The sequence below is a fragment of the Natronorubrum halobium genome (assembly GCF_051351675.1).
GTDB lineage: Archaea > Halobacteriota > Halobacteria > Halobacteriales > Natrialbaceae > Natronorubrum.
This window is the reverse complement of sequence record NZ_CP195595.1, coordinates 4,474,527-4,496,755: the sequence shown is the minus strand read 5'-3', so window position 1 is coordinate 4,496,755 and position 22,229 is coordinate 4,474,527. Positions and strand designations below refer to the sequence as shown.

Genomic DNA, 22,229 nt, shown 5'->3' with positions numbered 1-22,229 from the left:
ACGCGCTCGCTATTCACTGACAGGAATTCCGGAACTGTCGTCGGCACCGATTCGGATCGGGTCGTCTTGCCAGTCGATCTCGAGTCGGTGACGCGAGAGGTACGGCGCGAGCGTCGAAATCGAGACGTGGCCACAGTAGGTCCCGCCCTCGACGACAGGCAGATGCTTCACGCCGTTCGCTCGCATCGTTTCGGCGGCGGTCGTGACCGATTCGCTCGGGGAGATGGTGGTCACTGGTGTGGACATGACCGCCTCGACCGGATGCGGCTCGAGCGTTTCGGCCACGAAGGCGACGATATCCGATTCGGTGACGATACCCACCACGGTTTCGTCCTCGAGGACGACCAGCACCGACACGTCGGGATCGCGAAGTCGCTGTGCGGCTTCGCTCACGGACGTCGCCGGTTGGATCGCTCGGATAGTCCGGGTCAGCACGCGTTCGATCGGTGTTTCGATCATCGTTTGACTACTGGTACCGAATGGCACCATATAATTGCTGTGCACATACGCTCTATATTCCCTAATATAGATGGTGTATGTGGTGTTAATCCGCCCTCTTTAGTTTACATATCCACTTTTGTCCCTAATCGGTGTAATACGTTATTACCGACTGTCGGACGGAGACGCCGATGCAACCGGCCGTCACTACTCGAGCGGTCCTCACGGAGAAGCGGGCACGAGAACGGGGGTAGCGCTAGTTTCCAGTGGAACCACTGTACCGTGCCGTCGTCGAGCGAAGCGACCCACCGCAGTCGGGACAGTTTGCCCGATAGGAAACCGGATGGACTTCAGTTAAACAATCTCTACACTCGTAGTGTTTTTCGTACCGTTTCATTCACTGTTCACCAGAGAATGCGATGTTGTGGCACATATTAAATATTTTCCTGGTCAAAACTCGATGAGAAGGTGATGGCTGCTGTGGCGGATCACCGTGCCGCGCAAACGCGGCGACGGGTCACCGAACGTCGCCGGCCTCGAGCAACGCCTCGATCTCCCCGTCGTCGTACCCCGCATCGGCGAGGTACTGGCGAGTGTGTTCGCCCTGTGCTGGAACGGTTTCAGCAGTGGTCTCCGAATCGGTGCGATGGCGTGCGGGGTATCCGATCCGCGACGGCGCGTCGTCCGGTCGCTCGACGATCCCTCGGGCCCGAAACTGGGGATGATCGACCATCTCGGCGGGCGAGTAGACGCCGGCGAACGCCGCGTCGACGTCCGCGAGGTGGGTCTCCCACTCGTCTCGCGTGCGCTCGCGAAAGAGGTCGCGGAGTTCGTCCTCGAGCGCCTCGAGGACGTCGGGATCCGACGATCCGTGTTCGTCGACGAGGTCGTCCCGGTCGACGGCGTCGCAGAATGCCTGCCAGAACTGGGGCTCGAGGGCCGCCAGCGTCACCCACTTCCCGTCGGCGGTCTCGTAGCTGTCGTACCACGGAACGCCGCCCGTCAGCGGCGTCGCTCCGGGCCGCGGTTCGGCGGGGTCGCCGGTGAGGGCCTGGTGGGCGACCGGTTGGGCGAACGACGCCACCACGTCGGCCATCGCGATGTCGATGTGCTCGCCGCCGCTAGTTCCGAGTTCGCGAGCGAGCAACGCTTCGACGACGGCGAACGCCGTGAACAGGCCGCCGGCCATGTCGCCGATGGGGTAGCCGGGCATCTGCGGTTTTTCGTCCGGCGACTCTCGAGTCATGTCGAGCAGTCCGGCCAGCGCGACGTAGTTGAGGTCGTGTCCGGCGCGGTCCGCCCAGGGACCCTCCTGTCCGTAGCCAGTGAGCGAACAGTAGACCACCTCCTCGTTGTACTCGGAGAGGGTCTCGTAGTCGATCCCCAGTCGATCGACGACGCCGGGGCGGAACCCCTCGAGGACGACATCGGCGTCCTCGACGAGGCGGTAGAACGCGTTCCGGCCGTCCTCGCTCTTCAGGTCGATCGCGACGCTACGCTTGCCCCGATTCACCATCTCGAAGATCGCGCCGAACCCACGGGATGCCTGTGGACCCATGGACCGAGCGTAATCGCCCGCATCGGTATCCTCCACTTTCACGACTTCGGCGCCCGAATCGGCCAGTAACTGCGTCGCGTACGGCCCGGGCAACAGCCGCGAGAGATCGAGCACGCGAACGCCATCGAGTCTCATGGCCGAGTCCTCGATGTACCGGTACTTCATCGTATGGGATGGCCCGAGGGCTTCGCGAAACAGCAGCGCGCGTGTCGTTCTCTCCCAAAGTATTACCTCCGTCGGTGGAATACCCAGCGATCTATGGACTTCGGATTACAGAACAGAACCGCCGTCGTCACCGGCGGTGCCGGACGAATCGGAAGCGCCGACTGCCGACTCCTCGCGAACGAGGGGGCGAACGTCGTCGTCCTCGACGTCGACGCCGACGGGGCGAGCGAGGTCGCTGACGAGATCGAGGAGACGGCAGACGCGGGCGACGCGATGGCCCTCGAGTGCGATCTGACCGACGCGGACGACGTCCGCGACTCGATGGCCGCGGTACGCGACGAGTTCGGCGGGGTCGACGTGCTGGTCAACAACGCCGCGATGGTCGACGCCCGCTCGCGGATCGGCGACTACGACGACGACATCTGGAACCGCGACGTCGAGATCAACCTGACCGGCACGTACAACGTCAGCAAGGAAGTCTTTCCGGAGATGTGCGAACGCGGCTGGGGCCGCGTCGTCAACATGTCCTCGATGGCCGGCTGGTACGGCGGGTTCGGACAGCTCTCGTACTCGGCGACGAAGGCCGCGATGATCGGGCTGGGTCGGACGATGGCGCTCGAGGGCGCCCAGTCGGGCGTCACGTCGAACGTCATCGCGCCGAACATCGTCGTCGGCGACTGGGCCGACATGGATCCCGACGAACTCCGCGAGAACGTCGACGAGTACTACGCACGGATCGCTGAAGCGACCCCGATGCGCCACCTCGGGACGGAGGAGGACGTCGCCAACATGGTCACCTATCTCTGTTCAGAGCAGGCGTCGTACGTCACCGGCCAGGTGATCGGCGTCACGGGCGGCGTCGACCTCTTTAGTTTCTGAGGGCACTATTTTGCGTGTTGTAGTATCGTCATCCCAACAATCGAAATCGTCACGAATAGAATTTTCCCAGTTTGTATAGGTCTCCTCATCATCGAATCTGAATCCTGCAGTTCCCTCGGAAGCAGATGAATTTTTATTTGTTACTATTCTATCCCATTACATGGAGAAAATACATATTAGTCTTATCGGACTACATATTTCGTTAGTAGGTGGGTTGCTGACAATTGAGGAGCACCTGAGCGGCGTAGAACAAAGTGCTATCCCGTTTCTGATGATTTTGGGTGGGCTATTCTTAACGCTTGGAACACTTCTCGGATACGTCTCTTTTAATAGAACCAGTGGGACCCAGTAGGTCCCTATAGTAGACAGTCGTTGCAGCAAAACTCATCCGGCGAGTGGGATTTCGACGGATCGCTGAACGCACACCTAATTGAACCACTGAACTGCTAATAGCCGATCAGTCCGTGATCCCCATCGACTTCGCGATCGTGTTGAGTTGGATCTCGTCGGTGCCCTCGACGATCCGCAGGATCCGCGCTTGGTGGAGCAGGTCCATGTACGGGTTCTCCTCGGCCAGCCCGTTCGCGCCGTTGACCTGGACGGCGGCATCGGCGACCTCCCACATGACGTTCGTGGCGAACCACTTCAACACGGACGAGTCCATCACGGTCCGCTCATCCTGCGCCATCTTCCAGGCCAGTTTGAGCCCCGCCGCGTCGGCGGCGTACGTCTTCGCCTTTCCGCGAGCGAGTTTCGCCGAGACCTGCTGGAAGTCCCCGATCGACCGGCCGAACGCCTCGCGCTCGGTGACGTACTCGGTGGTCTTCTCCAGCAAAAACTCGCTGTAGCCGACGGCTTCTGCACCTAGTTCGAGCCGCCCGAGCGAGAGAAAGTCCATCGCCGCGTAGAAGGCGCCGTCAACCTCACCGAGCACGCGCCCCTCCGGGATCCGCACCTCGTCCAGAACGATCTCGGCCTGCGAGCCGACCGAGCCGACGGCGTTGTTGAACGAGCCGAGTTCGTACTCCCCGCGCTCGAGGATGAAACACGTGATGCCGCCGTACCGGCCAGCCTCCTCCTGTGGCGTCGTTCGCGCGAAGAGTTGGACGAAGTCCGCGTACGGCGCGTTGGTGATCCACTGCTTGCGACCGTCGAGCACCCACTCGTCCCCGTCTCTCTCAGCAGTGGTCTCCATGTTCGGCGAGTCGGAGCCCGCACCGGGTTCGGTCTGGGCGAACGCCGTGGACTTCTCCGCCCGAACGGTCGGCTCGAGGTACCGCTCTCGCTGCTCGCCCTCGGCCTGCAACAGGAGCGGCTTCGGGCCCTCCGGCCCGGCGAGGACGTAGCGAGCCATTCCGGGACCGTGGGATGCGACGCGTTTTTTCGCCCGATACCAGGTGACCGGTGAGACGTCCTCGCCGCCGACGTCCTCGGGCAGGTTCATCGCGTAGAAGCCGGCCTCTGCAGACCGGCGTCGAATTTCGTCGCGGGCCTCGAGCAACTCGTCGGTCCACCGACCGTCCTCGCGGTGGCCCTTTCGCGGGTTGGTGTAGGTGTCGCCGAGGTCGTCGACGATCGGTTCGACCTCCTGTGCGACGAACTCGTCGAGACTGTCGAGGATCAGTTGCGTTTCGCCGTCGACGGCGAAGCTCACGCCGCTAGTGGTGTTCGTTGACATACATCGACGACCGTGTGGAACGGCTTAAGCTTCAGCGTCCCCCTCCGCTTCTGCCTCGAGGACGACGTCGAAGCGGTCGCGCAGTCGTTTCTTGTCGAACTTGCCGGTCGAGGTCTTGGGAATCTCCTCGATGAACTCGTAGGCGTCGGGGAGCCACCAGTCGGGGAACGTCTCGGCGAGGTGGGCCTCGAGGTCGTCTTCGGAGAGCTCCGCACCCGCCGTCGGGACGACGACGGCGAGGGGCCGTTCCTGCCAGCGCTCGTGTTCGACCGCGACGACCGTGGCCTCCGCGACGCCCTCGTGGGCCATCAGTTCGTTCTCGAGTTGCACGGAGGAGATCCACTCGCCGCCGGACTTGATCATGTCCTTGTCCCGATCCACCACGTCGACGTAGCCGAGTTCGTTCCGCACGGCGACGTCTCCCGTCCGAAGATAGCCGTCCTCCGTGAACGCGTGCTCGTTCTCCTCGGGACGGTTGTGGTAGTGGTCGGTCACCCAGGGGCTGCGAACCTCGAGTTCGCCCATCGTCTCGCCGTCCCGCGGGACCTCCTCGCCGTCGTCACCGATCACGCGGACCTGCATCCCCGGCACGGGGAAGCCGGCCATCGCGCGGTACTCGTACTGCTCGTCGGCCGGCAGCTCCGCGACCTCCTTTCGGAGGGTGCTGAGCGTACCCAACGGCGACGTCTCGGTCATCCCCCAGCCCTGGAGGATCGGCGCGTCGTACTCCTCGTCGTACCGGCGGATGAGCGACTCCGGGGGTGCGGAGCCGCCGACCGTCAGCCGGTCGATGTTCGAGATGTCGACCTCGGGATTGTCGTCCAGGTACTCGGCCATCTCGAGCCAGATCGTCGGTACGGCCGCCGAGAACGTCACCGCCTCCTCGTCGATCAGGTGGGCGATCGACTCGGGATCGGTGTGGACCGAGGGGAACACCTGCTTCGCGCCGACGAACGTCGCCCCGTAGGGGATTCCCCAGCCGTTGGCGTGGAACATCGGCACGACCGGGAGCACGGTGTCGCGCTCGCCGATCGCGTTGGCGTCGACGTGGCCGCCCATGACGCTGTGAAGGTACATCGCCCGGTGGGTGTAGGGAACGCCCTTCGGGAGACCCGTCGTGCCCGACGTGTGGCACATGCCGTACTCCGCGTCCTCGTCGATGTCGGGCCAGTCGTACTCGGTCGGGTGGTCCGCGATCAGCGACTCGTAGTCGGTCACCGGCTCGAGGTCGGTCTCCGGAACCGCCTCCTCGCTCCCGAGCACGACGTACTGCTCGACGGTCTCGAACTCGTCGGCGTTCGCCTCGACCTTCTCGACGAACGCCGGATCGACGAAGAGCACCTCGTCCTCGGCGTCGTCGATCGTGTGGACGAAGTGGTGATCCGGCAGCCGCATGTTGCACATGTGGATCGATCGCTCCGAGCAGGCCGGGCCGAAGTAGAGTTCGAAGTGCCGGTAGTGGTTCGTCGCGACCACGCCGACTCGCGTGCCGTCCTCAAGTCCCAGTTCGTCGAGCGCGTGGGCGAGCTGGCAGATCCGCCCGTACGCGTCGGCGTACGTGTACCGGTGCGTACTCCCGTCGGGGAGCTTCGTGACCAGCTCTCGCTCCGGAAAGAGGTCGACCGCGCGCTCGAGGATCTTGTCAAGTGTTAACTGTACACCCATCATGGTTGAGGCAAATATTGACGGTCAAACAGTTAACTGTTCGGCCGATCGTACCCCGGTGAGAATGCCGCCGAGACGACTCCTCGATCGTCAGTCGTCGCCCTCTAACCGCACCAGTTCGTCGACGTCGGGGATGTCGGCCGCGGCGTCGGTGATCTGGTGCATCCGATCGGTGTGTTTTCCGACCGCGTAGCCGGCCAGTTCGCCGTCCTGCAGGCCGACGCGCTCCTCGCCGGCGTCGGGCTGGAACCGGTCGTCCTCGGTGATGCCCTGGACGAGCGGCAGCAGTTCGTTGACCGTCCCCTCGATCAGTTCGGGATCGACGCCCTCCTCCCGAATGAGCGTCTTGAGCTGATTCATGCCGAATCCGACGTGGCGGCCCTCGTCGCTGCGGATCTTCGTAAAGCCCTCGACGAGGCCCGGCAGATACGGCAGTTCATCGAACTCGCCGCCGTAGGACGTCTGCATCCCGTAGTAGCCGGTCTGTGCGAGGATCCCCTCGACGGTGAGGTGGTAGTGGCAGTACGCCTTCGCGCGGTTTTCGGGCGTGTCCGCCTCGAGCAGCCGGTCCTGAGCCCGCTTGTTTCGGTCGAACAGCTCGATGTAGGGCTCGTTGAACCACTTGTCGGCGCGGGGGTTCGACCGCTCCCAGCCGAGTTCGTCCTCGACCGCCCAGATCACCTCGCGCCAGTACCGGTCGAAGAAGTCCGCGTGTTTGGCCTCCTCGTACAGCTGAGTCGTCAGGAACAGCTGATCGTCGATGTTCTCAAGGACCGTCGCCAGCGGCGCGAGGTCCTCGGTGACGGCGTCCTCGCCCGCGCCGAACTTGGCGATCCCGTTCAGCGTCCGGTCCCACGCCCGTTCGTCGTAGTCCTCGGCCCCTTCGATGTACTCGAGGAGGTTCTCGACATCGTCCTCGAGATCGATCTCGCCGGGATCCCAGTGTCGCTCGACCGCGTTCCGGTAGTATCGGTTCGATCGCGACTCCCGATCCATCAGCTCGGATGGGGTGTACTTCGTTGCCATACGACAAACTAGTCGGCGCGGCTACTAAAGCTGCTCTTCACGTGTGGCTGACAGAACGCGCATTTTGCCCCGTATTCTTCGTCTCCGTCCCGAAACGGAACCGTGAATTACGACCGCTGCGGTGCCGATCCGATCTCGAATATCTCCGCGTAGAGGCTCTCAGCCAGCGCGTCGATGTTCTCCTCCGCCTCGCTGGCGGCCATCGTGTCGCCGACGCCCTGCCACTCGACGAAGAGCTGGGCGACCGGGACCAGTGCGACACCGCCGACGGTGATCTCGCCGTCCGGGGTGTGAACCGTCCACTCCGTTCGCATGCCGTCCGACGAGCGGGTGACGTCGTCGATCCGGCCGCCGGCCGCGACCCACCGTTCGACGAGGCCGTCGGTGATCCGGCGCAGTTTCCGTTCGCCCAGCAGGTGGACGACGGCGCCGCCGCCCACGAGGACGACGAACGCGACGAGTGCCATCGACAGCCCGCCGTAGGGAACGTTCACCGACGCGGCGAGTCCTCCGACGACGACGACGAGTCCGAGGACCCGCGCGTCGACGGCGCTGGGGATCGTTCCGCTCCACCCGGCCTCTTGGGCCTGGGCCTGAGCCTGAGTCGGCTGCTCGAGTTGCATCTTGTCTACGTCTGTCGGGGACTCCCCGGTAGTCGTTGGGCTGTCTCAGTGCTCGCTTTATACGCGAACTGTTATATTCATTCGTAATCGAGTAACTCTTCGTCGCCGTGACGTTCTCGCAGCGCTTCGAGGTCCGCTCGCTGTTCCTCGAGTCGCGGTGTCGGTTCCGCGTACGTGTACTCGAACATCGCTCGGGGGTCGACGTCGGCATCGGCGTCCTCGGCGCGGTCGATCACGCCTTCGAGTGTTGCTTCGATCTCCGCCTCGATCGACTCGATTCGCTCGTCGTCGAGGAGGTCTCGATTCCGGAGATAGGCGCCGAACCGATCGATCGGATCCCGATCGCGCCAGCGTTCGACCTCCTCGTCGTCCCGGTAGACCGACGGATCGTCGGCGGTCGTGTGCGCGCCGTAGCGGTACTGGACGGCCTCGATCAGCGTCGGCCGGACCCGGTCGCCGTCGGCCTCGAGCGCCTTCTCCCGCGCGGCTTTCGTGACGGCGTAGCTCGCGAGGGGGTCCATCCCGTCGACCTGCACCCCTTCGAACCCGTAGGCGTCGGCCTTCTGTGCCAGCGTCGTGCTCGTCGTCTGTCTCTCTCGCGGCACGGAGATGGCCCACTGGTTGTTGTTACAGAAGAAGACCGTCGGCGTATCGAAGACGCCGGCGAAGTTCATCGCCTCGTGGAAGTCGCCTTCCGACGTCGACCCGTCGCCGAAGTGGACGACGCTCACGCGCTCGTCGTCGTTTAGCTTCGCGGCCCACGACCAGCCGACCGCCTGGGGAAGGTGTGCGCCGATCGAGATATTCAGCGGGAAGACGTTGATCTCGTCGATCGCCGCGTTGCCGTCCTCGTGGCCCATCCAGTAGAGCAGGTACTCCCAGGGCAACTCCCGCGCGACGAGCGCGCCGTGTTCCCGATACTGGTAGGAGATCATGTCGTCGTCCGCGAGCGCGTAGGTCGACCCGATCTGTGAGCCCTCCTGGCCGGCCAGCGAGGAGTACGTCCCCATCCGCCCCTGTCGCTGGAGGCTGATCATCCGCTCGTCGAATCGGCGCGAAAAGCGCATATCGCGGTACATCCCGAGCAGCGTCTCGTCCTCGAGATCCGGCTCGAGGTCCGGCGCGACGACGGCCCCGTCGGCGTCGAGCACCCGAATCCGATCGTCCGGTGCTCGCTCGAGAACGGCGCGCTCGAGGGTGTTCTCTGACATGACTCCACCGTGGGGTTCGGACTACATAACGGTACTCGTGCCGGAATTGCAGTCGGATAGCGAAGAATCGACCGCCGACGGAACGCGGCGAAAAACGCTATGCGGTGGCTCCAGTACACGCGACCATGACCTGGACGGTGATGCCGACGTTCGACGACTACGCGGAGGCGCGCGAGGCGTTCGAGTGGGACCTCCCCGACGAGTTCAACCCCGCCGTCGACTTCCTCCGGAAACACGACGACACGAGTCGGACGGCGCTCCGGTACGAGGACCCCGACGACGGCCTTGAGACCTACTCCTTCGACGACCTCGACGACCGATCCGATCGTCTCGCGGCCGCGCTCGCAAGCCTCGACGTCGAGGCGGGCGACCGCGTCGGCGTCGTCGTCCCGCAGAAACCCCAGAATCCGATCACCCATCTAGCGAACTGGAAGCTCGGTGCCGTCTCCGTTCCGCTCACCGTGCTCTTCGGGCGGGACGCGCTGCGGTATCGGCTCGCGGACAGCGAGGCCGCCGCCGTCGTCGTCGATCCGAGCGTTCGCGAGACCGTCGACGAGATTCGCGAGGAGTGTCCCGACCTCGAGCACGTGATCGAACTCGGAACCGACGACTCGGTTTCGGGGGACGCCCACGCCTTCGACGACCTTATCGAGACCCACGACCCCGGTCTCGAGGTCTACGACGCTACCCCCGAGACGCCGTCGGCGATCATGTACACGAGCGGGTCGACGGGACCGCCGAAGGGCGTCCGCCACAGCCACGCCCTCTGGCTCGGCCGGGCCGCGGCGGCGTACAACTACTTCGATCAGGGCCTCGAGGCCGGTGAAACGACGCTCTGGACGCCCGCCGACTGGGCCTGGGGCGCCGCGCTGGGCGGGACGCTGTTCGCGGCGTGGCACCACGGCTGTACGATCGTCGGCTGGCCGCGCGACGGGTTCGATCCCGAAGCGGCCTACGACCTCATGGCGCGCCACGAGGTGGACAAGGCGTTCATGCCGCCCACCGCGCTCCGGATGCTGATGTCGGTCGACGACCCCGAGGACCGGTTCGATCTCTCCCTCGGGACGTTCGCGTCGGCGGGCGAACCCCTGACCTCGGAGGTCGTCGACTGGGTCGACGACACCTTCGAGAACGTCGCGATCAACGAGTTCTACGGCCAGACCGAACTCAACCTCGTCGTCGGCAACTCGGACGCCTGGTTCGACACCCGGCCCGGGAGCATGGGGAAGCCGTTTCCCGGCTACGAGGTGCGAGTGCTCGACCCCGACAGCCGCGAGGAACTCGCGACCGGCGAGGTGGGCGAACTCGCGGTCAGGCCGGGCGATAGACGCGTCTTCTTCGACGAGTACTGGAAGCTACCCGAAAAGACGGCCGAAAAGCAGACCGAAGTCGTCCCCGCGAGCGAAGCGAGCAGGGAGTCGGAAGAGCGACGCTCTTCCGGAAGGTGGTTCCTCACCGGCGATCTCGTGAAACGCGACGACGAGGACTATCTTTGGTTCGTTTCCCGGACCGACGACGTGATCCTGACGAGCGGCTACCGCGTCGGCCCGATGGAAGTCGAGGAGGCGATTCTCCACCATCCCGAAGCCGAACAGGCAGGCGTCATCGGCGTCCCCGACGAGACTCGCGGCGAGGCGATCAAAGCGTACGTTCAGCCCACCACGAACGACTACGACCCCGAGGGACTCCGGGAGGAGATTCGCGACCTCGTCCGAGCGCGCCTCGCCGAGTACGAGTACCCACAGCACGTCGAGTTCGTCGACGAACTCCCGACGACGACCACCGGCAAGATCCGGCGCCGATCGCTCCGTGATCGCGAGGAAACATCGAACGCGACCGACGACTAGTACGGCCGAGCGTTCGGTCAGCGTTCGAACCGACCGACTCGAGTCACACCGCGTCGTTTCCGACGAAACCGGTTCCAACGAACCGACAGTCAAAGTCGGTTTTATCAGTCCACCGCGTGAAATCCACACTATGCACCGCGTGCTACTCCCCGTCGACACGAACGAGAGTCGGGCGATCCAACAGGCGACGTACGTCGCCTCGCTGCCGGATGCGGAGCAATCGGTCGAAGCGTACGTCCTGTTCATCTTCGACGAGGAGAGCGCGAACCTGCCCAAGGAGTTCGAGCAGTACAAGTCGGCCTCGAGAATCGGCTCCGTCCGCCGCGCGAAGGAGCGACTCGAGGAGGCCTCCGTCGACGTCACCGTCCTCGAGAAAAGCGGCGGGGTCGAAGAAGGGGGAATTCTCGAGACGGCCCGGGAGTACGACGTCGACTCGATCGTGCTCGGCGGCCGGAAACGCTCGCCGGTCGGCAAGGCGGTGTTCGGCAGCGTCACGCAGTCGGTGATCCTCGAGACCGATCGGCCGGTCGTCGTCACGGGCGGCGGGCAGGACTGAGTCGGATCGTCGCGACTGGTTCTGCGATTCCCGACCGTTAGACGCGCGAGTGGCCGTTCCGGTCGAGTATCGTCTCCTCGAGTTCGCACCCTAATCGGCTTTCACGCGGACGTTGCTCGTCGTGCCGTCCGCCGATTTGCTATGGCGTCCGGCCGCTTGTCGAACGCTCTCCGCATCGTTCGATGGTCCGGGTTTGCGGCTGTGATGACGACTCGAGCCGGAGTATGACTGGTTCCGGCGTTTCACCTGCCCGTTTGCTGACCCTTATCCGTCCGACGGTAGATGTGGACGCATGGCACTCGAGAAACCGGATCTCTCCGGTCAGACGGCGTTCATTACGGGGACGACACGCGGCATCGGCAAGTCGATCGCACTCGCCCTCGCGGACCAGGGTTGCAATATCGTCTCGACCGGCAAAACGAGCGAGGCGGACGACGATTACGAAGACCGCGACCTCGAGGGATCGATCGAGCGGACGGCCCGCGAGGCCGAGGAACGGGGCGTCGACGCCCTGCCGATCGAACTCGACGTTCGCGACGAGGCGGCCGTCGAGGCCGCAGCCGACCGCGCAATCGACGAGTTCGGGGAGGTCAACATCGTCATCAACAACGCGAGCGCGATCCAGCTCGCGTCCGTCGAGGACCTCCCACCCAAGCGGTTCGATCTCCTGACGGACGTCAACGTGCGGGGAACGTACCTGACCTCGAGAGCGTTCGCCGACCACCTCCGCGAGGTCGAGGACGCCTGGCTGCTCACCAACGCGCCGCCGGTCGGCATCGACCGATCCCCCGGGTCGGGACCGTACGCGTGGTCGAAACTCGGCATGTCGTTCGTCACGCTCACGCTGGCGAGCGAACTCGGCGGCGACGACGTCGGCTGTAACACGTTCTGGCCCGTGACGGCGATCGATACCCGCGCGACGCGGTACTTCGGGATGGGGACCGAAGACGACTGGCGAACGCCCGAGATCGTCAGCGACACCGTCCTCGAGATTCTCGGCCGCGACCCCGCGGAGTTCACCGGGAATGCGGTCTACGACGAGGAACTGCTTCGAGAAGCCGGTGTGGACGATTTCTCGCGCTACAATCTGACCGAGGGCGATCCGGCGCCCGGATCGGCGCAGTTGTTCGATCCCGAATACAGTCGCCCGGAGTGACGGCCACCGGCTGGTGTCGACTCGAAACGAGACGGCTACGACGCGAGTTCGGGTGACTCGGTCGTCGCCGTCTCGGCCTCGAGCGCGAGCGGCACCGAATCGACTGCGATCGAGGGGGATTCTCCAGCCGGTTCGCCACCGGCACTCGAGGCGCCGCCGTCGGTCTCCTCGACGACGTATCGCTGGCCCAGCATCGGATCGAGCAGACTGTCGACCTCGCCGCGGTCGTCCCGGAGGACGGGTGCGTCGGGATCGGGATCGCCCAGGTGATTGTCGATCTGGTCCGCGAGGTCGACGCTGAGGTTGCGTTCCTCGTTCCGCTCGGCCAAATCGGCCTCGGAGAACCCGGTCGCGTCGTTCGTCCCCACAATCTGGATGTTCTGGATGGCGCTCGAGTCGGAGGTCCGGAAGGCGTACGTGTCGCCGAAGGCCTCGTCCATCGTGTTCTGCTGGGCGTGATAGAATTCGGCGGCCGGCCCGTTCGGTGCGGCGATGACGTTGGCGTGGAAGATGCCGTCGTCGGCCAACCGCTCGCTCACGAGGGTCATGAACTCCACGGTGGTCAGGTGGAACGGCACCTGATCCTGTTTGTAGGCGTCGAGGACGATCAGATCGTAGGTCTCGTCGGTCTGCTGGAGGAACTGCCGGCCGTCGTAGACGTGAGAGGTCATGTTGTCGTCGTGCTCGAGTCCGAAGTACTCCTCGGCGGCGTCGGTGACTTCGGGGTCGATCTCCACGACGTCGATGTCGGCGTCGTAGTGGTCCTCGAAGTCCTGCGGGCCGGAGTAGCCGCCGCCACCGATGAACAGCACGTTGTCGACGTCCTCGACGTCGTCCGTCATGAGCATCGGCAGGTGAAAGTACGTCGTGTACTCGAAGACGTGTCGGTCGGGATCCTCGAGGTCCACCGCGCTGTGTCGCGCGCCGTCTAAGTACAGCGTCCGGACGTCGCCGTCGTCGACGACCTCGAGTTCCTGGTAGGCGGTCTGAGTCTGGTAGACGACGTCGCCGCGGTGGTCGATCGCGACCGGACCGGCACCGGTCGCGGCGACGAGCAGGAGAACGGCGACGACGCTCGCGAGGACCGGTTTCCGCGAGAGGGAGGGAACGTCGAGCGCGAACGCCGTTCCGACGAGCGTGAGTCCGAACAGGAGGCCGATGGTGTCGATGCTCATCGCGGGGATGAGGACGAACGTGGTCGCGGCCGAGCCGAGGATGCTGCCGATCGTCCCCAGTGCGTAGACGTGTCCCGACGCTTCACCGATCCCGTTCTTCTGTGAGAGTTCGGCGGCGTAGGGGCTGATGAAGCCGAGCAGGTACGTCGGCGGCCCGAAGAGGATGATCGCCGCCGGGAGCGCGGCGTACCGCGGCGGCAGTGCGATCGTCGCCGTATATCGCAGGAGGAGGTCGCTCGCGTAGATCACGACGGCGACGTACATCGCCGTTCCGAGCAACAGCCACGTCATCTCCCGGTTCGTCGCGGTGCTGGCTCGCTTCCCGCCCTGCCAGTAGCCCAGGCTCAACGCGGCGAGAACGACGGTGAGGATCCCACCGACGGTGTAGATGTGGCTGCCGAACTGCGGGGCGATGAGTCGAACGGCCAAGATCTCGAGACCCATGCTCGTGACTCCCGAAACGAAGACGGCGAGTTCGGGTTTCGTGGGCCGATAGTTCGCGGCGGTCCGCACGTCCATTAGCCGACCGAAATAGGTCCCGCGGTGAGTACTTGTCGTCTCGGTATCGGTCCGGGAGTCGGGGCCCTTCTGCTGCTGTCGCGGTCACGAGTCCCGTCTGCGCTGATACCGTTACGGCCGCGTCATACCGTCACGGCCGGGTCATGACGTGAGTGAGCACGAACACCGCAACCGCCACGACTGCGACGGTCACGGCGCCGAACTCGAGGGCTCCGACGAGGTCCGCACCCCAGACGAACATGGCGGCGAACAGCGTCGACAGCACCGCGTTCAGCAGGACCAGCACCCGCGGGTCACCCTCTGACGACTCGAGTCCCTCCTGCAACCCGTTCGGCTCGGCGTCGGGGTCTGCCATGGCTGAATACGGGAACGTCGCCCACTTATCCGTTTCCCTGCCGGAAGCGGCCGTCGCGGCTCCGGCGACACGGGCATTTATCTCGGTCCCCACGAAGGTCACCGGTATGCGCGAGGTGACGGTCTCCCGAGTCGTCGATGCGTCGCCGGTCGTGGTATCCCGGTGGCTCGATCCGCCGACCATCGTCGAGGCGGAGGGAAGCTTCACCGTCGAGACGATCGACGAGCGGGCCGACGCGACGGTCGTCGTCGCCAGCGGCCCCGGAATGCGACTGCCGCTGCGATTCGAGGACCGCGACGAATCGATATACTACACGCAGGAGGGAGAGCAGGGGCCGTTCTCCCACATGGAGACGTGGATCGACCTCGAGGACGTGCCCGACGGCACGCGAGTCACGATCCGGTCGTCGGTCTCGCTCGCCGCACCGCTGCCCTTCGGCGACCGGATCGCCGCCTGGAAACGCAAAGGGGAGCTGACGCGAGCGCTCGACTCGCTCGCGGACGAGTTCGGAGAGAGCGGGTAAATCGCGGACGGCGGACGTAATCAGGGTGCTCGGACCACCACGTCTTCGTCCTCGCCGCTCGGGAACGGGTTCTCGAGGTCCGCCGCCGTCTCCCACTCCTCGTCCGTGACCAGACAGTTCTCGAGCGCCGCCTCGAGTCGCTCGTCGTCGGTCTCGGTCCCGATGAAGACCAGTTCCGTCCGTCGGTCGCCGTGCTCGTCGTGCCACGCGAGGTCGGGTCGATTAGAGCGGTAGAGATCCCGTTGCATCTCCGGAAGGGCGGCGATCCACGGGCCGCTGGTGCTCGCGCGAACGGACGGGCCCGCGTGGGAGACGTCGATTTTGACGTCCCGTCCGGCGATCCAGACGATTCCCTTCGAGCGGACGATCCCGTCGGGGAGCTCCCGCAGGAACGACGCGAACCGCCCGGGGTGGAACGGCCGTCGCGCGCGAAAGACGACGGAGTCGACGCCGTAGACCTCGTCGGGGTGGCGGTGATCGTGGCCGCGTCCGTCTTCTCCGAGGTCGTGTTCGTGATCGTCCGCTCCGCGAGCGTGCGAGTGGCCGCTATCTCCGTCGTCGTGGTCGTGTTCGTCCCCACCCGCTCCGTTCTCGCGCTCGTCCGCCAGCGCGCGCTGCCAGCCGGCGATCTCCCCCATCCGGTCGGGATCGAACAGGTCGACGCCGAGCACGCGGTCTGGATCGACGGTACTGAACTCCGTTCGGACGATCTCGGCGTCGGGCTGGAGCGCGTGGACGAGCGCCTCCGCCTCCTCGAGTTCCGCTGCCTCACAGAGATCGGCCTTGTTGCACAGGACGAGGTTCGCGACCTCGAGTTGCTCGATCATGAGGTCCGAGAGCGGTCGCGTGTCGTCCCCGTCACCCGCGGTCTCCCCCTGCCGTTCGGGTACCTCCTCGCCGGCGAAGTGGTCGAGAAAGAGGCGGGTATCGAGAACGGTAACGAGCGCGTCGATCTCGTAGCTGGCGGCCACTCGCGAGGTGGTCGTAAAGAGCCGCGCGACCGGTTCGGGTTCCGAGATGCCCGAGGACTCGACGAGCAGGTGATCGAAGTCGCGCTCGCGGGCGAGTCGAACCACTGCTGTCTCGAGGTCGTCCTGGAGTTCACAGCAGATACAGCCGTTCGAGAGTTCGGCGACGCCGTCCTCGAGATCGAGGTCGGAGCCCTCGGCGACCAGTTCGGCGTCGACGTTCACCGCGCCCATGTCGTTGACCAGGACGGCGAGGTCGCGCTCGCCCGCGTTGCGCAGGAGGTGATTGACCAGCGTCGTCTTGCCCGCACCGAGGCTCCCCGAGAGCACGGTGACGGGAATTCCACCGGATGCTGATGACATACCGGGGAGGTTGTGACTCGAGGGTCAAGAAGCGTCGTGTTGCGGCCGACGCGTCCCGCGGACGGGGTGTCAGACGCGACAGCTTTTTGCCTTCGGGCCCGAGCATGACCGACGATGACACTCGCCGATCGGATCGCTTCGTTCCGGGAGACACTCGAGGAGTGGCTTCGCGGGCTCTTTCACGGGATGTTCACGCACCCGGCCTACGAGAAGATCGAGGCCGAGGCCGAAGATACGGAGGACGCGTTCATGCTCTCGTGTTTCCCCGACGCCTTCGGCATTCCGAGTCCCGTCTCCTACTACACGGCCGAACTGCTGCCCTACCTCGAGGACGAGTATCAGGCCTGGGAGCGGCGCATGTGGGACCGGCAATCCGTGATCGAACGCAAGGGCCACCAGTACCACTTCTGAGCCGATGGCGACCTTCACATTCTTCGGCGGCAAGGGCGGCGTCGGCAAGACGACCGTCTCGAGCGCCTACGCACTGGAGTGCGTCGAGGCCGGACTCGAGACGCTCGTGGTCTCGACGGACCCGGCCCACAGCACGGCCGACGTCTTCGACCAGGAGTTCAGCGACGAACCGCGACCGGTCGAGGGGTACGACGGGCTCTCGGCGATGGAGATCGATCCGGAACAGGAGGTCCAGGACCACCTGATGGACCTGCGCCGACAGCTCGACTCCCAACTGAGCGCGGCGATGGTCAACGAGGTCGACATCCAACTCGAGATGGCCCACCAGACGCCGGGCGCCTACGAGGCCGCCCTCTTCGACCGGTTCGTCGAGGTCATGCGAAACGCCGACCCCTACGATCGAGTGGTCTTCGACACCTCGCCGACCGGCTCGACGCTCCGGCTGCTCGCCCTGCCGGAACTCCTCGAGCGCTGGATCGACCGGCTGATGGACAAACGCCGGCGCAGCATCGATCTCTTCGAGAAGGCCGCGATCGGGAATCAGGAGCCCCGACGCGTGATGGAGGGTGACCCGATCCTCGCGCGACTCGAGGAACGCAAGGAGCGCTTCGAGTTCGCCGGCGAGGTGCTGCGCGAGGACGCCGCCTTCTACCTCGTGTTGAACCCCGACGAGCTCTCGATCCGGGAGACGCGCCGCTCGCTCGAGACGCTCGGCGAGGCCGACTTGCCCGTGCGCGGCCTCGTCGTCAACCGGCTGACGCCCGAGCCGGAGTCCCACGAGGAGGGACGCGGTGCCACCTACCTCCGCGATCGGGTCGAGACGGAGCGCGAACGTCTCGAGTACATCGAGCGGGAGTTCGACGTGCCGGTCGTGGCGACGATCGAGACGCGCGTCGAGGAGGTCCGCGGATCTATTCTCGAGGATGTCGCGAGTGACCTCGAGATTTCGGTGGGGGACGATCGGCCGCGGACGAGTTGAGCGCACCGGTCGTTCTCGCCAGCGCACTAATATTCAGCCCCATCTGCCGCGACCGTTTATACGAATCGCCGGTTTCGCCCGTGATTGGGCGTATGATCAGGGCTAGTAGAAACCACAATAAATTATATTTATATTGCTCCCGTTCAACAGATGGTTAGGGAGACAATACCATGGCAGGAGTAATCTGGATCGTGGCACTGGTGCTGACGACGTTTACTGCCGCGTACATCGGGTACGGGCGGTACCTTTCACAGTTCGTGGGGTTAGACGACAGTCGGGAGACGCCAGCACACAAGTACCAGGACGGACAGGAGTACGTACCGGCGAAGAAGCCGGTGCTACTGGGGCATCACTATTCGAGTATCGCGGGCGGCGCACCCGTCGTCGGCCCGATTACGGCGGCACTGGTCTGGGGCTGGGTGCCGGCCGTGCTGTGGGTCGCGATCGGGAACCCGCTGATGGGCGCGGTTCACGACTTCATCTCGCTGTCGAGCAGCCTTCGACACGAGGGGAAGTCGATCGGCTACATCATCGGCGAGTACATCGGTGAACGGGGCAAAAACATGCTCCTGTGGTTCGCGTTCTTACTGACGATCCTGGTCGTGGCAGTGTTCGCACTCGTCATCGGGGTCGTGCTGAACGCGTACCCGTCGGCGGCGACCGCGAGTCTGCTGTACATCACGCTCGCGTTCGTCTTCGGGATCTGGCTGTACCAGCTGGGACTTCCGTTCTCGGTCGGTACGGTCGTCTTCGTCGCGGGCGTCTTCGCGTCGGTCTGGATCGGTATCCAGTACCCGCTCGCGATCGTCCCCGGCGACTACCCCGAGGGAACGCTCGTGTTGCTCGACTCGGCGGCGTTCTTCCCGGAACTGCTCGACAGCGCGAACATCGGTGCGTGGGTGCTGGTGATGCTCGTATACGGCGCAGCCGCGAGCATCCTGCCGGTGTGGATGCTGTTGCAGCCGCGTGACTACCTCTCGTCGTTCCTCCTGTACACGGGGGTCGGCGGGAGTCTGCTCGCGGTCATCGTCGGCACGTTCGCCACCGGGATGGGCAGCGACGCCATTCACCCCGATACCGGCAATCAACTGAGCTTCGAAATCACGACCGGTGCGTGGTACGGCTTCCTCGGCCAGGGCGGCCCGCTCGCGGAGATGCTTCCGCTCATGCCGTTGTTCCCGCTGCTGTTCCTCACCATCGCGTGTGGGACGATCAGCGGCTTCCACTCGCTGGTTTCCTCGGGGACGACGTCCAAGCAGTTGAACAAAGAAACTGACGCCAAACTGATCGGATACGGTGGGATGCTCGCCGAGGGGCTGCTGGCGGCAGTCGCACTCTGTGCGGTGACGGTCGTCGCGATTCCGGCGGCCGGCGGCGGGATCGGGCTCGCACTGCCGAACTTCGCGACCGGTGGCGGCGCCATCCTCACGGCACTCGGCATCCCGTTCGAGTACGCCGCGCCGTTCATGGCGCTCGTGCTCGCGAGCTTCCTGCTGACGAGCATGGACACGGCCGTCCGACTGGGACGGTACATGTTAGAGGAGATCGTCGGCACGCCGGAGACGCAGGTCGAGGAGTACGCGGCCAACCGCTACGTCAACACGTCGATCATCGCCGTCGTCGCGTTCTTCCTGCTCGGCAGCGGCCGATGGGAGGACCTCTGGACGCTGTTCGGCGGTGCGAATCAGCTGCTGGCCTCGCTGGCGCTGCTTTCCGGCACCGTCTGGCTGGCCAACTGGAGCAAGTCCAAACAGCTGCTCTCCACCGGCGGTCCGATGGCGCTGATGGGATTCATCACGGTGATCGGTCTCAGCTGGGTCGGGATCTATCAGATCCTCGCCGGACGGCTGCTCGGAATCACCGCCGAGGCGGAGACGGGACTGATCGGCCAGCTTTCGGCCGTCGTTCAGATCGCCATCATCGCGATCCTCATCTACCTCGCGCTGTCGCTGTTCAAGATCGGCTACGACAACATGCAGTCGGCTCGAGAGACCGGCGGCGGCGTCGCAGCCGACGTGAGTTCGGACGACGACTGAAACCGATCGCGACCCGGGGTTGCGATTTCCGACCGCGATACCGTTTTTTGTCGATTCGAATCCGATCAGCTCACGCTCCGTCGGCTGTGGTATCTGGAACGAGAGGAGGAGTGAGAATCCGCCCGTGCGGACCTCGACTGTGGGGATACCGACTACAGCTGTAACCGTCGAGAGATCAGATCGAGAATGCCGGGCTCGTTCCGCTCGATCGGATCCCAGAGCCGGAAGGCGGTCGCGACGTCGGCGTTCTCGCTCGCGACTAGCGCTTCGTTCTCGGGCGACACGACGGCCAGATTGATCTCGTAGTGGCCGTGGTAGCCGTACTTCAGCAGCGTTCGGCCGTCGAATCCCGAGACGCGGTCGCGGATCGCCTCGGGGATCGAGGGCGCGACCGCGACGAACGTAAAGTCCGTCGAGAAGTGTTCTTCGTCGGGATCGATCCACTTGTCGGCCAGCCGCTCGCCGAGATTGACGAATCGGTCGAGGGTCCGATCGTCGACTCGGTCGACCCGCCTGACGAACAGGTGCTCGGTCGACTCGTGTTCGGCCAGCGACAGCGCGGGGTGGAGAAAGTGCTTCTTACTCGAGAGCGCCATCTGCCCGTACAGCGTGAACCGTTCGCCCTCGACGGCGTACTCCTTCTCGAGGTCGTAGTTGTGCATGAGCCGGTCGCTCACCCGGTCGACGTACTCGTCGTCCCAGTCGGGGACCGCCTCGAGCATCTCGTTCGGGGAGGGCTCGGCATTAGCGCCGGGTACCGTGTCCTCGGGTGGCTCTACGGCGGTATCGCTGTCGTCGGGGTCGCGCGTGCGGTCACTCATATATATCTGTCACCGATTCGGTCCTCCGGGGCGTGCCAGCCGAGCGGTGCTGACTCGGCGCGTGGCCGGTCCATGTGGGCTGATGGCACGACGTATCCAAAAGTCCGTCGGCACCGTCGGGACGAGACTCCAGTTGCTTGGGCCGTGATAGCACTTAAGGATCGGTAACACCTACTGAACGACCATGACCAAAGATCGCGAAGCGTGCGGCCGTTGCTCGATGTCGGTCGCCACCGACGTCGCGAACGCGGACCGGTCCGCCGACGAGCGAGCCGATCGGGACCCCTACGGCGAGCACCGAATCGAGGTCGACGAAGGGCAGTTGCGATCGTTCTCGCCGAGCGGCTGGCTTTCGGACGTCTCGAGTCGCCTCGACGACGTCGCCCAGCGCGTGATCTGGCGGCGGTAGTGCGCGTACTGAGACGGGCGGTATCGATCAGTCGAATCGCGCGAGGGGGCCGTTCGGACCGGCAGCAGAACCGAGTCTGCGGATACGATCGGCAGCGGTTTCGATCGCTGGACGCAGTTCCGGACCGCGTCGTCGTTCCGGTATTGTCAGCGATAGCGGCGACCCACGACGCGTCGGATGGCCCGCGTTCGATCCAGCACCGTCGCGAGGACGAATAGCGCCGTAACGATTGCGCCGAGCGTCAGCCCGGAAAACGGCAGTTCCCCCACTGCGAATACGAGCAGGAAACTGACGCTCGCGGCGAGCGCCGCAACGTAATACGGCTGATTGCCGTGCCCCTCACTGTCCGCTCCTTCGAAATCCGTTTTCGGAGTGGAATCGTCGGCGCCTCGAGAGACGGTCGGAACAGTTGGAGGTCGTCGGTGGGACGAACGAGTCCACGAGCCTTGTCGTACTCGATGACGCCCGCTTCGTCGAGTTTCGGGAGGTGCGACTGGTAGAGCGGGATGTAGACGCGCTGGCGCTGTGTCGAGGTCAAGTCGGCTACGGTCGTCCCGTGTTCCTCCGCTGCGACGTGTTCGGCGATATCGCGCATCCTGACGGAACCGTTTTCGTGCAATAGGTACCGGATCGTCTCCCGCCGTCGGAAGGTCTGGAGGAGATGAAACACGTCGTCGTCGGAGAGGCACGTCGATACTTCGACTGCTGTCGCGCTGGAGGGCGCGTACGAGGCGTGGACGGGGCGGTTTGAGGTCGCCATACTACTCGACCGAGTGGGGGACTCAGACCTACGTAAGCTTTTTTGTATTACTTTTAATTATAGATATTATATAGATGTCTCTCGGATACAACGCGACAGGTCGAACGC

Annotated in this window: 22 protein-coding genes; 9 read left to right on the top strand and 13 right to left on the bottom strand. The window is 64.6% G+C overall.

The window, feature by feature from the left end:
* Nucleotides 1–9 precede the first annotated feature (9 nt).
* The 3 genes from ACSFC7_RS22490 to ACSFC7_RS22480 all read right to left on the bottom strand — a co-directional run bounded on the left by ACSFC7_RS22490 (nucleotide 10) and on the right by ACSFC7_RS22480 (nucleotide 2,131).
* Nucleotides 10–459 carry a CBS domain-containing protein gene (locus tag ACSFC7_RS22490; protein WP_436345090.1) on the bottom strand — a complete coding sequence of 150 codons (450 nt, stop codon included), beginning with the start codon at nucleotides 457–459 and terminating at the stop codon, nucleotides 10–12.
* A gap of 235 nt (nucleotides 460–694) precedes the next feature.
* Nucleotides 695–835 carry a rubrerythrin-like domain-containing protein gene (locus ACSFC7_RS22485; protein ID WP_436345088.1) on the bottom strand — a complete coding sequence of 47 codons (141 nt, stop codon included), beginning with the start codon at nucleotides 833–835 and terminating at the stop codon, nucleotides 695–697.
* Between the two features lie 120 nt (nucleotides 836–955).
* Nucleotides 956–2,131: a CaiB/BaiF CoA transferase family protein gene (locus ACSFC7_RS22480; RefSeq protein ID WP_436345087.1), complete on the bottom strand. Its 1,176-nt coding sequence runs from the start codon at nucleotides 2,129–2,131 to the stop codon at nucleotides 956–958.
* Between the two features lie 123 nt (nucleotides 2,132–2,254).
* On the opposite strand from ACSFC7_RS22480, the gene ACSFC7_RS22475 reads away from it, so the two are divergent.
* Nucleotides 2,255–3,040 carry an SDR family NAD(P)-dependent oxidoreductase gene (locus ACSFC7_RS22475; RefSeq protein WP_436345085.1) on the top strand — a complete coding sequence of 262 codons (786 nt, stop codon included), beginning with the start codon at nucleotides 2,255–2,257 and terminating at the stop codon, nucleotides 3,038–3,040.
* 457 nt (nucleotides 3,041–3,497) lie between these two features.
* Here the strand turns inward: ACSFC7_RS22475 and ACSFC7_RS22470 are convergent, their stop codons facing one another.
* From ACSFC7_RS22470 to pdhA, 5 genes are all read right to left on the bottom strand, one after another.
* Entirely contained in the window at nucleotides 3,498–4,718 is a 1,221-nt protein-coding gene (locus ACSFC7_RS22470) for an acyl-CoA dehydrogenase family protein (protein ID WP_436345083.1), read from the bottom strand.
* A 24-nt stretch (nucleotides 4,719–4,742) separates the two neighbouring features.
* Nucleotides 4,743–6,386: a long-chain fatty acid--CoA ligase gene (locus ACSFC7_RS22465; protein WP_436345081.1), complete on the bottom strand. Its 1,644-nt coding sequence runs from the start codon at nucleotides 6,384–6,386 to the stop codon at nucleotides 4,743–4,745.
* A gap of 87 nt (nucleotides 6,387–6,473) precedes the next feature.
* Nucleotides 6,474–7,409, bottom strand: a complete 936-nt coding sequence (locus ACSFC7_RS22460) for a ribonucleoside-diphosphate reductase (protein ID WP_436345079.1) — start codon at nucleotides 7,407–7,409, stop codon at nucleotides 6,474–6,476.
* A gap of 107 nt (nucleotides 7,410–7,516) precedes the next feature.
* Complete coding sequence (locus ACSFC7_RS22455; protein ID WP_436345077.1) at nucleotides 7,517–8,032, bottom strand: hypothetical protein; 516 nt, start codon at nucleotides 8,030–8,032, stop codon at nucleotides 7,517–7,519.
* A 77-nt stretch (nucleotides 8,033–8,109) separates the two neighbouring features.
* A complete protein-coding gene (gene pdhA, locus ACSFC7_RS22450; RefSeq protein WP_436345075.1) occupies nucleotides 8,110–9,243 on the bottom strand; it encodes a pyruvate dehydrogenase (acetyl-transferring) E1 component subunit alpha in 1,134 nt (377 codons plus the stop codon).
* Nucleotides 9,244–9,368: 125 nt separating this feature from the next.
* On the opposite strand from pdhA, the gene ACSFC7_RS22445 reads away from it, so the two are divergent.
* The 3 genes from ACSFC7_RS22445 to ACSFC7_RS22435 all read left to right on the top strand — a co-directional run bounded on the left by ACSFC7_RS22445 (nucleotide 9,369) and on the right by ACSFC7_RS22435 (nucleotide 12,802).
* Nucleotides 9,369–11,090 carry an acyl-CoA synthetase gene (locus ACSFC7_RS22445; RefSeq protein WP_436345073.1) on the top strand — a complete coding sequence of 574 codons (1,722 nt, stop codon included), beginning with the start codon at nucleotides 9,369–9,371 and terminating at the stop codon, nucleotides 11,088–11,090.
* Between the two features lie 130 nt (nucleotides 11,091–11,220).
* A complete protein-coding gene (locus ACSFC7_RS22440) occupies nucleotides 11,221–11,646 on the top strand; it encodes a universal stress protein (RefSeq protein WP_436345071.1) in 426 nt (141 codons plus the stop codon).
* A gap of 292 nt (nucleotides 11,647–11,938) precedes the next feature.
* Nucleotides 11,939–12,802, top strand: a complete 864-nt coding sequence (locus ACSFC7_RS22435; RefSeq protein WP_436345069.1) for an SDR family oxidoreductase — start codon at nucleotides 11,939–11,941, stop codon at nucleotides 12,800–12,802.
* 35 nt (nucleotides 12,803–12,837) lie between these two features.
* Here the strand turns inward: ACSFC7_RS22435 and ACSFC7_RS22430 are convergent, their stop codons facing one another.
* Both ACSFC7_RS22430 and ACSFC7_RS22425 read right to left on the bottom strand, forming a co-directional pair.
* Nucleotides 12,838–14,496, bottom strand: a complete 1,659-nt coding sequence (locus ACSFC7_RS22430) for a spermidine synthase (protein WP_436345067.1) — start codon at nucleotides 14,494–14,496, stop codon at nucleotides 12,838–12,840.
* Between the two features lie 130 nt (nucleotides 14,497–14,626).
* A complete protein-coding gene (locus ACSFC7_RS22425; protein WP_436345065.1) occupies nucleotides 14,627–14,851 on the bottom strand; it encodes a hypothetical protein in 225 nt (74 codons plus the stop codon).
* A 106-nt stretch (nucleotides 14,852–14,957) separates the two neighbouring features.
* On the opposite strand from ACSFC7_RS22425, the gene ACSFC7_RS22420 reads away from it, so the two are divergent.
* On the top strand, nucleotides 14,958–15,374 hold the full coding sequence (locus tag ACSFC7_RS22420) for an SRPBCC family protein (RefSeq protein ID WP_436348018.1): 417 nt from the start codon (nucleotides 14,958–14,960) through the stop codon (nucleotides 15,372–15,374).
* 20 nt (nucleotides 15,375–15,394) lie between these two features.
* Here ACSFC7_RS22420 and ACSFC7_RS22415 read toward each other — a convergent pair whose 3' ends face one another.
* A complete protein-coding gene (locus ACSFC7_RS22415) occupies nucleotides 15,395–16,705 on the bottom strand; it encodes a CobW family GTP-binding protein (protein ID WP_436345063.1) in 1,311 nt (436 codons plus the stop codon).
* Nucleotides 16,706–16,819: 114 nt separating this feature from the next.
* On the opposite strand from ACSFC7_RS22415, the gene ACSFC7_RS22410 reads away from it, so the two are divergent.
* The 3 genes from ACSFC7_RS22410 (at nucleotide 16,820) to ACSFC7_RS22400 (ending at nucleotide 20,131) form a co-directional block, all read left to right on the top strand.
* Nucleotides 16,820–17,116 carry a hypothetical protein gene (locus ACSFC7_RS22410; RefSeq protein WP_436345061.1) on the top strand — a complete coding sequence of 99 codons (297 nt, stop codon included), beginning with the start codon at nucleotides 16,820–16,822 and terminating at the stop codon, nucleotides 17,114–17,116.
* A gap of 4 nt (nucleotides 17,117–17,120) precedes the next feature.
* Nucleotides 17,121–18,095, top strand: coding sequence for an ArsA family ATPase (locus ACSFC7_RS22405; protein ID WP_436345059.1), 975 nt, complete (start codon nucleotides 17,121–17,123; stop codon nucleotides 18,093–18,095).
* 170 nt (nucleotides 18,096–18,265) lie between these two features.
* Nucleotides 18,266–20,131: a carbon starvation CstA family protein gene (locus tag ACSFC7_RS22400; protein WP_436345057.1), complete on the top strand. Its 1,866-nt coding sequence runs from the start codon at nucleotides 18,266–18,268 to the stop codon at nucleotides 20,129–20,131.
* 152 nt (nucleotides 20,132–20,283) lie between these two features.
* Here the strand turns inward: ACSFC7_RS22400 and ACSFC7_RS22395 are convergent, their stop codons facing one another.
* Nucleotides 20,284–20,952: a hypothetical protein gene (locus ACSFC7_RS22395; RefSeq protein ID WP_436345055.1), complete on the bottom strand. Its 669-nt coding sequence runs from the start codon at nucleotides 20,950–20,952 to the stop codon at nucleotides 20,284–20,286.
* 184 nt (nucleotides 20,953–21,136) lie between these two features.
* Between ACSFC7_RS22395 and ACSFC7_RS22390 the strand changes: the two genes are divergently transcribed.
* Nucleotides 21,137–21,361 carry a hypothetical protein gene (locus tag ACSFC7_RS22390; RefSeq protein ID WP_436345054.1) on the top strand — a complete coding sequence of 75 codons (225 nt, stop codon included), beginning with the start codon at nucleotides 21,137–21,139 and terminating at the stop codon, nucleotides 21,359–21,361.
* Nucleotides 21,362–21,602: 241 nt separating this feature from the next.
* On the opposite strand, the gene ACSFC7_RS22385 is transcribed toward ACSFC7_RS22390, so the two are convergent.
* The gene (locus tag ACSFC7_RS22385) at nucleotides 21,603–22,121 is read right to left on the bottom strand and encodes a DUF7344 domain-containing protein (RefSeq protein ID WP_436345052.1); all 519 of its coding nucleotides are present in this window, start codon (nucleotides 22,119–22,121) and stop codon (nucleotides 21,603–21,605) included.
* Nucleotides 22,122–22,229: the final 108 nt, after the last annotated feature.

What these genes read in the sequence shown, in the direction of transcription:
- pdhA (WP_436345075.1), bottom strand. Translation starts at nt 9,243, where the DNA reads ATGTCAGAGAACACCCTCGAGCGCGCCGTTCTCGAGCGAGCACCGGAC.
- ACSFC7_RS22400 (WP_436345057.1), top strand. Translation starts at nt 18,266, where the DNA reads ATGGCAGGAGTAATCTGGATCGTGGCACTGGTGCTGACGACGTTTACT.
- ACSFC7_RS22430 (WP_436345067.1), bottom strand. Translation starts at nt 14,496, where the DNA reads ATGGACGTGCGGACCGCCGCGAACTATCGGCCCACGAAACCCGAACTC.
- ACSFC7_RS22445 (WP_436345073.1), top strand. Translation starts at nt 9,369, where the DNA reads ATGACCTGGACGGTGATGCCGACGTTCGACGACTACGCGGAGGCGCGC.
- ACSFC7_RS22460 (WP_436345079.1), bottom strand. Translation starts at nt 7,409, where the DNA reads ATGGCAACGAAGTACACCCCATCCGAGCTGATGGATCGGGAGTCGCGA.
- ACSFC7_RS22475 (WP_436345085.1), top strand. Translation starts at nt 2,255, where the DNA reads ATGGACTTCGGATTACAGAACAGAACCGCCGTCGTCACCGGCGGTGCC.
- ACSFC7_RS22480 (WP_436345087.1), bottom strand. Translation starts at nt 2,131, where the DNA reads ATGAGACTCGATGGCGTTCGCGTGCTCGATCTCTCGCGGCTGTTGCCC.
- ACSFC7_RS22415 (WP_436345063.1), bottom strand. Translation starts at nt 16,705, where the DNA reads ATGTCATCAGCATCCGGTGGAATTCCCGTCACCGTGCTCTCGGGGAGC.
- ACSFC7_RS22440 (WP_436345071.1), top strand. Translation starts at nt 11,221, where the DNA reads ATGCACCGCGTGCTACTCCCCGTCGACACGAACGAGAGTCGGGCGATC.
- ACSFC7_RS22455 (WP_436345077.1), bottom strand. Translation starts at nt 8,032, where the DNA reads ATGCAACTCGAGCAGCCGACTCAGGCTCAGGCCCAGGCCCAAGAGGCC.
- ACSFC7_RS22470 (WP_436345083.1), bottom strand. Translation starts at nt 4,718, where the DNA reads ATGTCAACGAACACCACTAGCGGCGTGAGCTTCGCCGTCGACGGCGAA.
- ACSFC7_RS22425 (WP_436345065.1), bottom strand. Translation starts at nt 14,851, where the DNA reads ATGGCAGACCCCGACGCCGAGCCGAACGGGTTGCAGGAGGGACTCGAG.
- ACSFC7_RS22485 (WP_436345088.1), bottom strand. Translation starts at nt 835, where the DNA reads ATGAAACGGTACGAAAAACACTACGAGTGTAGAGATTGTTTAACTGAA.
- ACSFC7_RS22490 (WP_436345090.1), bottom strand. Translation starts at nt 459, where the DNA reads ATGATCGAAACACCGATCGAACGCGTGCTGACCCGGACTATCCGAGCG.
- ACSFC7_RS22435 (WP_436345069.1), top strand. Translation starts at nt 11,939, where the DNA reads ATGGCACTCGAGAAACCGGATCTCTCCGGTCAGACGGCGTTCATTACG.
- ACSFC7_RS22420 (WP_436348018.1), top strand. Translation starts at nt 14,958, where the DNA reads ATGCGCGAGGTGACGGTCTCCCGAGTCGTCGATGCGTCGCCGGTCGTG.
- ACSFC7_RS22465 (WP_436345081.1), bottom strand. Translation starts at nt 6,386, where the DNA reads ATGATGGGTGTACAGTTAACACTTGACAAGATCCTCGAGCGCGCGGTC.
- ACSFC7_RS22390 (WP_436345054.1), top strand. Translation starts at nt 21,137, where the DNA reads ATGACCAAAGATCGCGAAGCGTGCGGCCGTTGCTCGATGTCGGTCGCC.
- ACSFC7_RS22395 (WP_436345055.1), bottom strand. Translation starts at nt 20,952, where the DNA reads ATGAGTGACCGCACGCGCGACCCCGACGACAGCGATACCGCCGTAGAG.
- ACSFC7_RS22410 (WP_436345061.1), top strand. Translation starts at nt 16,820, where the DNA reads ATGACACTCGCCGATCGGATCGCTTCGTTCCGGGAGACACTCGAGGAG.
- ACSFC7_RS22385 (WP_436345052.1), bottom strand. Translation starts at nt 22,121, where the DNA reads ATGGCGACCTCAAACCGCCCCGTCCACGCCTCGTACGCGCCCTCCAGC.
- ACSFC7_RS22405 (WP_436345059.1), top strand. Translation starts at nt 17,121, where the DNA reads ATGGCGACCTTCACATTCTTCGGCGGCAAGGGCGGCGTCGGCAAGACG.